The 6,753-nt window shown below is 72.4% G+C and carries 6 protein-coding genes and 1 pseudogene; 3 read left to right on the plus strand and 4 right to left on the minus strand.

Annotation, left to right across the window (positions count from 1 at the left end; all coding sequences use genetic code 11):
• Positions 1 to 76: 76 nt before the first annotated feature.
• Positions 77 to 718: a hypothetical protein gene (locus tag N4P33_RS30650; protein WP_260830200.1), complete on the plus strand. Its 642-nt coding sequence runs from the start codon at positions 77 to 79 to the stop codon at positions 716 to 718.
• A gap of 381 nt (positions 719 to 1,099) precedes the next feature.
• Here the strand turns inward: N4P33_RS30650 and N4P33_RS30655 are convergent, their stop codons facing one another.
• The gene (locus N4P33_RS30655) at positions 1,100 to 2,080 is read right to left on the minus strand and encodes an NAD(P)H-quinone oxidoreductase (RefSeq protein WP_260830201.1); all 981 of its coding nucleotides are present in this window, start codon (positions 2,078 to 2,080) and stop codon (positions 1,100 to 1,102) included.
• Positions 2,081 to 2,264: 184 nt separating this feature from the next.
• Between N4P33_RS30655 and N4P33_RS30660 the strand changes: the two genes are divergently transcribed.
• Together N4P33_RS30660 and N4P33_RS30665 are read left to right on the plus strand one after the other, a co-directional pair.
• Positions 2,265 to 3,296: an ATP-binding cassette domain-containing protein gene (locus tag N4P33_RS30660; protein WP_260830202.1), complete on the plus strand. Its 1,032-nt coding sequence runs from the start codon at positions 2,265 to 2,267 to the stop codon at positions 3,294 to 3,296.
• Positions 3,293 to 4,141 (plus strand): ABC transporter permease, encoded by an 849-nt coding sequence (locus N4P33_RS30665; protein ID WP_260830203.1) that lies wholly within the window; start codon positions 3,293 to 3,295, stop codon positions 4,139 to 4,141. Before N4P33_RS30660 ends, N4P33_RS30665 begins: the two co-directional genes overlap by 4 nt.
• Positions 4,142 to 4,153: 12 nt before the next feature.
• On the opposite strand, the gene N4P33_RS30670 is transcribed toward N4P33_RS30665, so the two are convergent.
• The 3 genes and pseudogenes from N4P33_RS30670 to N4P33_RS35770 all read right to left on the minus strand — a co-directional run.
• Positions 4,154 to 5,251: a TrkA family potassium uptake protein gene (locus N4P33_RS30670; RefSeq protein WP_260830204.1), complete on the minus strand. Its 1,098-nt coding sequence runs from the start codon at positions 5,249 to 5,251 to the stop codon at positions 4,154 to 4,156.
• Positions 5,248 to 6,639, minus strand: coding sequence for a molybdopterin molybdotransferase MoeA (locus N4P33_RS30675; protein ID WP_260830205.1), 1,392 nt, complete (start codon positions 6,637 to 6,639; stop codon positions 5,248 to 5,250). The genes N4P33_RS30670 and N4P33_RS30675 overlap by 4 nt, the downstream gene beginning before the upstream one ends.
• Positions 6,636 to 6,753 (minus strand): annotated as a pseudogene (locus tag N4P33_RS35770) (molybdenum cofactor guanylyltransferase); the annotation flags it as partial. The pseudogene N4P33_RS35770 and the gene N4P33_RS30675, both read right to left, overlap by 4 nt.

Genomic DNA, 6,753 nt, shown 5'->3' on the forward strand with positions numbered 1-6,753 from the left:
CGTCGTGGTTCCGGTGGGTGCGACGGCTGTGGCTCATGGGGTGGGGGCGGGGGCTTCCGGGGAGCGGTCCGGGGCCGTGAGTGAGGAACGGCGTCGGGTCGTGACCGAGGAGCGGCCTGGTGGTGTGCCCGAGGAGCGGTCCGAGGCCGGTGAGCGAGGGGAATCCGCCGGCCGCTCGGGGATTGAATCCGGAGCGGGCTCAGAGGCGCACGCCCGCCCCCGAACCGAATCCGAGCCCGGTTTCCGGCAGGAATCCCGCTCCCCCTCCGCGCACCGCCCAGGAGCGGCGTCCGCATCCCCCTCACCCTCCCCTTCCGCCGATCCCTCGCGCGCCGGCAGCCGGCCGGGCGAGGGCCGGGAGCGGCCCGGGCGGCACATCGACGAGGAGGAACCGCCCCGCGCGGAGCGCGAGCACGGCGACCGGGGCGAGGCGGAGGAACCGGGCGTGGGCGTCGCACCCAAGAAGCCGGGCCGCGACTCCGGCACCGGAGACGCCGAGGCAGCCTCCCGGGCACCAGGCACGGGCGCGGCCGTCCCGGAGGCGGAGGCAACGGCCTCGGACCAGGCCCCATCGGCATCACCGGCGTCGGACGCCGTCGCCGGCCCGGAACAGAGCGTCGAGCCGGTGCTGCGGATCCTCCCGCTGGGCAGCGGCCTGGTCCTCATCGGCCTCGGCTGCGGCCTGGCATTCCTGGGCCTCAGATTGCGCCGGGGCTGAGCACCCACGCCGCACGGCCCGGCCGTCTGCTCGGCACCTGCTGCTTCACCGCCGCCTGCCGCATCAGCGCGCAGCAGTACCTGCTGCACCGGCAGCACCCAGGGCCCATGGCAACCGCGGCCCTGACGGCACCCGCCGCGTCGCCGCCACCCGCGGCACCGGCACGCCGACCGAGCCAGCTCTGACGCCAACGCCAGCCGCACCATCGCGGCACCGGCAGCATCATCATCGCCACCTGCCCCACCATGCGCCCAGCGACCCCAGGCCATGCAACGACGCCAACTGGCTCACTTGCCCTCGCACCGGCACGCCGACCGCCCCAGGCGCCACGACAACACCCGCCGCACTCACCGCACCCCCGCCCCCAAGCCGGCGGCACGCCTACGGCGCCACCAGCACCACCTTCCCCACATGCCCGCTCTCCTCGACCACCCGGTGGGCCTCGGCCGCCTCCGGCATCGGGAGCTCGCGGTCGATGACCGGGCGGACACGGCCCCCGGCGATCAGCGGCCACACGTGTTCCCTCACGGCCGCCACGATCGCCGCCTTCTCCTCCAGCGGGCGGGCCCGCAGCGAGGTCGCGCTGATGGCGGCGCGCTTGGCGAGGAGGCGGCCGATGTTCAGCTCGCCCTTGACGCCGCCCTGCATCCCGATGATCGCGAGCCGCCCGTTCACGGCGAGCGCCTTGACGTTGCGGTCCAGGTACTTGGCGCCCATGTTGTCGAGGATGACGTCCGCGCCGGCGCCGTCCGTCGCCTTCTCAAGCTCCTCGACGAAGTCCTGCTCGCGGTAGTTGATCAGGATGTCGGCGCCCAGCTCGGCGCACCGCTCCAGCTTCTCCTCGGTGCCCGCGGTGACGGCGACCTTCGCGCCGACTGCCTTGGCGAGCTGGATCGCCATGGTGCCGATGCCGCTGGAACCGCCGTGCACCAGGAGGGTCTCGCCGGGACGGAGGTGCGCGATCATGAAGACGTTGGACCAGACCGTGCAGACGACCTCGGGGAGCGCCGCGGCCTGCTTGACGTCGAGGCCCTCGGGGACGGGGAGGAGCTGCCCGGCCGGTACGGCGACCTTCTCGGCGTAACCGCCGCCGGAGAGCAGCGCGCAGACCTCGTCGCCGACGGCCCAGCCGCCCACACCGGAGCCGAGCGCGGCGATCCGTCCGGAGCACTCCAGGCCGGGGTGGGGAGAAGCGCCGGGGGGCGGGTCGTAGTGGCCCTGCCGCTGGAGGATGTCGGCGCGGTTCACGGCCGCGGCCACTACCTCGACCAGCACCTCGCCCTCACCGGGCACGGGGTCGGGCGCCTCCTCCCACACCAGCGCCTCGGGCCCACCGGGTTCGGAAATCGTGATCGCATGCATGAGGGGGACGCTACTCCTCAGCCCCACTCCGCACCCCGCCCTCCTCCCCGAGCCCTCCGTCTCCGGTCGGTGCCGTCTCCGTCATTCGGCCCGTTCCCCGGAAATCCATGTGCGGGAGCGATGAGTTTGGGCGACGGTAAAGGTCTCTCCATGCGTAGCCCAAGCACGCGGAAGGACCCCCAGCATGAGCACGCAGACGTCCGGCCTGGCGATCGAGACCGCCGGCCTGGTCAAGACCTTCGGTGAGACACGGGCCGTCGACGGCGTCGATCTCGCCGTACCGGCCGGCACGGTGTACGGGGTCCTCGGCCCGAACGGCGCCGGCAAGACCACCACCGTGAAGATGCTCGCCACGCTGCTGCGCCCGGACGGCGGTGAGGCGCATGTCTTCGGGCACGACGTGGTGCGCGAGGCCGACGAGGTACGCGGCAGGGTGAGCCTCACCGGCCAGTACGCCTCCGTGGACGAGGACCTCACCGGCACCGAGAACCTGGTGCTGCTGGCCCGGCTCCTCGGTCACCGCAAGCCCGCAGCCCGCACCCGCGCCGCCCAGCTCCTGGAGGCCTTCGGCCTCACGGACGCGGCCGGCAAGCAGGTCAAGCACTACTCGGGCGGCATGCGGCGCCGTATCGACATCGCCGCGTCCATCCTCAACACCCCCGACCTGCTGTTCCTCGACGAGCCGACCACCGGCCTGGACCCGCGCAGCCGCAACCAGGTGTGGGACATCGTGCGCGCGGTGGTCGCCCAGGGCACCACCGTGCTGCTGACCACGCAGTATCTGGACGAGGCCGACCAGCTGGCGTCCCGGATCGCGGTCATCGACCGCGGCAAGGTGATCGCCGAGGGCACCAAGGGCGAGCTGAAGGCGTCCGTCGGCGCCGGATCCGTCCATCTGCGGCTACGAGATCCGGATCAACGGCCCCTCGCGGCCGACCTGTTGCGGCGCGCGCTGGACGCCCAGGTGCAGGCCGAGCCCGACCCGGTGGCGCTGACCGCCCGGCTCGGTGCGGCGGCGAGCCAGGACAGCGCCGCCGAGCAGGCCTCCCGCGCGCTGAGCGAACTGTCCGCCGCCGGCATCACGGTCGACAACTTCTCGCTCGGCCAGCCCAGCCTGGACGAGGTGTTCCTCGCCCTCACCGGGCACGACACCCACACGTCCGGCGCCGACGACTCCGCCCACTCCCACGACCCGAAGGACGAGGTGGCGGCATGAGCACCGCGACGACCCCCGAGAGCACCGAACTCGCCCCGGTCAGGACCGAGTCCCTCGCCGAGCTGCTGGTCACCAAGGAGCGTCCGCCGCGGCCCAGCGCCTGGTCGGCCTCCCTCACCTTCGGCTGGCGCGCGATGCTCAAGATCAAGCACGTTCCGGAGCAGCTCTTCGACGTCACCGCCTTCCCGATCATGATGGTGCTGATGTACACGTACCTGTTCGGCGGGGCGCTGGCCGGGTCGCCGGAGGAGTACATCCAGTTCCTGCTGCCGGGCATCCTGGTGATGTCGGTCGTGATGATCACGATGTACACCGGTGTCTCGGTCAACACGGACATCGAGAAGGGCGTCTTCGACCGCTTCCGCAGCCTGCCGATCTGGCGGCCGTCGACCATGGTCGGCTATCTGCTGGGCGACGCCCTGCGCTACACCATCGCGTCGGTCGTGATGCTCACCGTCGGCATCATCCTCGGCTACCGCCCGGACGGCGGGGTCGGCGGTGTGGTCACCGGGATCGCGCTGCTGGTGGTGTTCTCGTTCGCGTTCTCGTGGATCTGGACGATGTTCGGGCTGATGCTGCGCACCGAGAAGTCGGTGATGGGCGTCAGCATGATGGTGATCTTCCCGCTGACCTTCCTGTCGAACGTGTTCGTCGATCCGAGCACCATGCCGGGCTGGCTGCAGGCGTTCGTCAACAACAGCCCCATCACCCACCTCGCCTCGGCGGTGCGCGGGCTGATGGCGGGCGAATGGCCCGCCGACGAGATCGCCTGGACGCTGGGCTGGGCGGGCCTGTTCGTGCTGGTCTTCGGGCCGATCACGATGCGGCTGTACAACCGCAAGTAGACCGGCCGGAGATCAGCCGCGGGGGAGCGGGCGAATGTCGGGCGCGATCTGTGTGCCCGGCGTCGCCCGCACGATCGTGATCAGACGGTCGGTCAGCTGCACCGTCCCCACATCGGGATCGTCGTAGCCGAGCACCCGGTGTCCGCGCACCACGCTCACCACCAGGTCGGCGAGTTCGCGCGGCGTCTTGCCCACCTCGGCCTTTATGGCGGGGCGTTCCACGATGTCGAGCCCCGAGCCCTGCTGGATGAGATCCTCCATCACCATGCCGGCCGCGGGGCTGAGCACGGACAGGCCGAGGAGCCGTCCGGCGGCGCTGGCGCTGGTGATGACCGCGTCGGCGCCCGACTGCTTCAGCAGCGGCGCGTTCTCCTCCTCCCGCACGGCGGCCACGATCTTCGCGCCCCGGTTGAGCTGGCGGGCCGTCAGCGCCACCAGCACCGCCGTGTCGTCGCGCTGGGTGGCGATGATGATCTGCCTCGCCCGGTACACCTCGGCACGCTTGAGCACCTCGCTGCGCGTCGCGTCCCCTATGACACCCGCGAAGCCGTCGGCGGTGGCGGCGTCGATCGCCTTGCTGCTGGGGTCGACCACGACGACCTGCTCCTTGCGCAGCCCGGTCGCGCAGACCGTCTTGATCGCCGACCTGCCCTTGGTGCCGAATCCGACGACGACAGTGTGATCGCGCAACGTGGACCTCCAGCGGTTCAGTCGCCACTCCTCCCGGGTGCGTTCGGTGAGGGCCTCGAGGGTGGTGCCGACCAGGATGATCAGGAACAGTACGCGCAGCGGCGTGATGACGAAGATGTTGGTGAGCCGGGCCGTGTCGCTGACCGGTGTGATGTCGCCGTATCCGGTGGTGGAGAGGGTGACGGTCGCGTAGTAGAAGCAGTCGAGGAGATCGAGGTCGCCGCCGGCGTTGTCGTTGTAGCCGCCGCGGTCGGCGTACACGATGAAGGCGGTCACCACGAGCACCACCAGGGCGATGGACAGCCGCTTGGTGACCTGGCGGATCGGATGCTCCACCATCTTCCTCGGGAGTTTCACCCGATGGGTCACCAGATGCTCGTCCGCCTGGCGCGCGATGACGTCCTGGCCCGGAAGTTTCACGTGAAACACACCCCGATTCCCCCGGACGCCCAGGGCAGGTCGAGCAGTTCCGTCTCCTGACCGGGCCGTGCGCCGCCCGGTGGTACGACGGCCAGCGCGTCCGCCGCCGCGATGCCCCGCAGCATGGCCGGACCGTTGTACAGCAGCGGCAGCGCCCGGTCGCCGCGCAGCGCCACGGGGATCAGCCGGGTGTCGCACGGATGTCCCTGTACGCCGTCCCGCAGCGGCAGCGTGTACGGCTCGGGGGCGGGGCGGGCCGCGAGGGTGCGCAGCAGCGGCTCGGCGAGGGTGAGCAGCCCGGAGACGGCGGCGAGGGGATTGCCGGGCAGCCCGACCAGGTGCTGGTGCTCCTTGATGCGGGCCATCAGCATCGGGTGGCCGGGGCGCACCTTCACGCCGTCCACCAGGAGGTCGGCGCCGATGCGCCGCAGGGTGGGGTGGACGTGGTCGACGGGGCCCGCGGCGGTGCCGCCGGTGGTGACGACGACCTCGGCGTCGGAGGCGGTGACCGCCTCGTACAGGGCGTCGGCGTCGTCGCGGATCCGGCGGACGGCGGTGACCTCGGCGCCCAGGGCGCGCAGCCAGGACGGCAGCATCGGGCCGAGTGCGTCCCGGATCAGACCGTCGTGCGGCAGGCCCTCGGTGAGCAGTTCGTCGCCGAGGACGAAGACGTCGGCACGGGGCCGGGGGACGGCGGTGAGGGTGTCGTAGCCGGCCGCCGCGGCGAGGCCCAGCACGGCCGGGGTCACCACGGTGCCGGCGGGCAGCAGGTGGTCGCCGTTGCGGCATTCCTGGCCCCGGGGGCGGATGTCCTGGCCGTGCGAGACGGTGTTCTGGGCGTGGGGCGCGGCGACGTGCAGGCGGCCCTTGTCGTCGATGTGGCCGTGCTCGCTGCGCAGGACGGCGGTGGTGTCCGGGGGGATGCGGGCGCCGGTGGCGATGCGGACGGCCTCGCCGTCGGTGAGCGGGGCGTGCGCGGTGTGCCCGGCGAGGACGCCCTTCTCCCGTACGTCCCAGGGGCCGGGCCCGGAGACCGCCCAGCCGTCCATCGCCGAGGTGTCGAAAGAGGGCAGGTCGGTGAGGGCGGTGAGGGGGGCGGCCAGGGTGAGGCCCAGGGTGTCGGCGAGGGGCACCTGGACGGGGGTGCTGTGGCCGCTGCGCCCGCCGGTGCCCTGGCGTGCGGCCTGCGCGGCGACCGTCCGGGCGTCGGCCCATTCGATCGCGCGGTCGTGCCGGTCGCCGCCGTGACTCCCGGCGGTCTGCGGCGAGGTGCCCGGGGGCTGTGGGATGCCCGTGGGGCGTGGGGGGTTGTCGTTCACGAGGGCGAGCGCCTCCTCGACGTCGAGGTCATCGGCGTCCTCGTCGGCCCGGGTGGCGTGTGTGTTCATCCTGCGTCCGGGCGGGTGTCGGGGGTGGCGTCCGGGGCGACGTCCCCGGCGGGGGCGCCGTCCGCGGACGGGGTGCCGTCCGCCGTGGCCTCGTCGGCCCAGCGTCGGGCGAGG

It is taken from the genome of Streptomyces sp. 15-116A (assembly GCF_025290915.1).
Taxonomy (GTDB): Bacteria; Actinomycetota; Actinomycetes; order Streptomycetales; family Streptomycetaceae; genus Streptomyces.

Excerpts from the sequence above, each read along its gene's own strand:
- N4P33_RS30660 (WP_260830202.1), top strand. The coding sequence starts at position 2,265 with ATGAGCACGCAGACGTCCGGCCTGGCGATCGAGACCGCCGGCCTGGTC.
- N4P33_RS30675 (WP_260830205.1), bottom strand. The coding sequence starts at position 6,639 with ATGAACACACACGCCACCCGGGCCGACGAGGACGCCGATGACCTCGAC.
- N4P33_RS30655 (WP_260830201.1), bottom strand. The coding sequence starts at position 2,080 with ATGCATGCGATCACGATTTCCGAACCCGGTGGGCCCGAGGCGCTGGTG.
- N4P33_RS30665 (WP_260830203.1), top strand. The coding sequence starts at position 3,293 with ATGAGCACCGCGACGACCCCCGAGAGCACCGAACTCGCCCCGGTCAGG.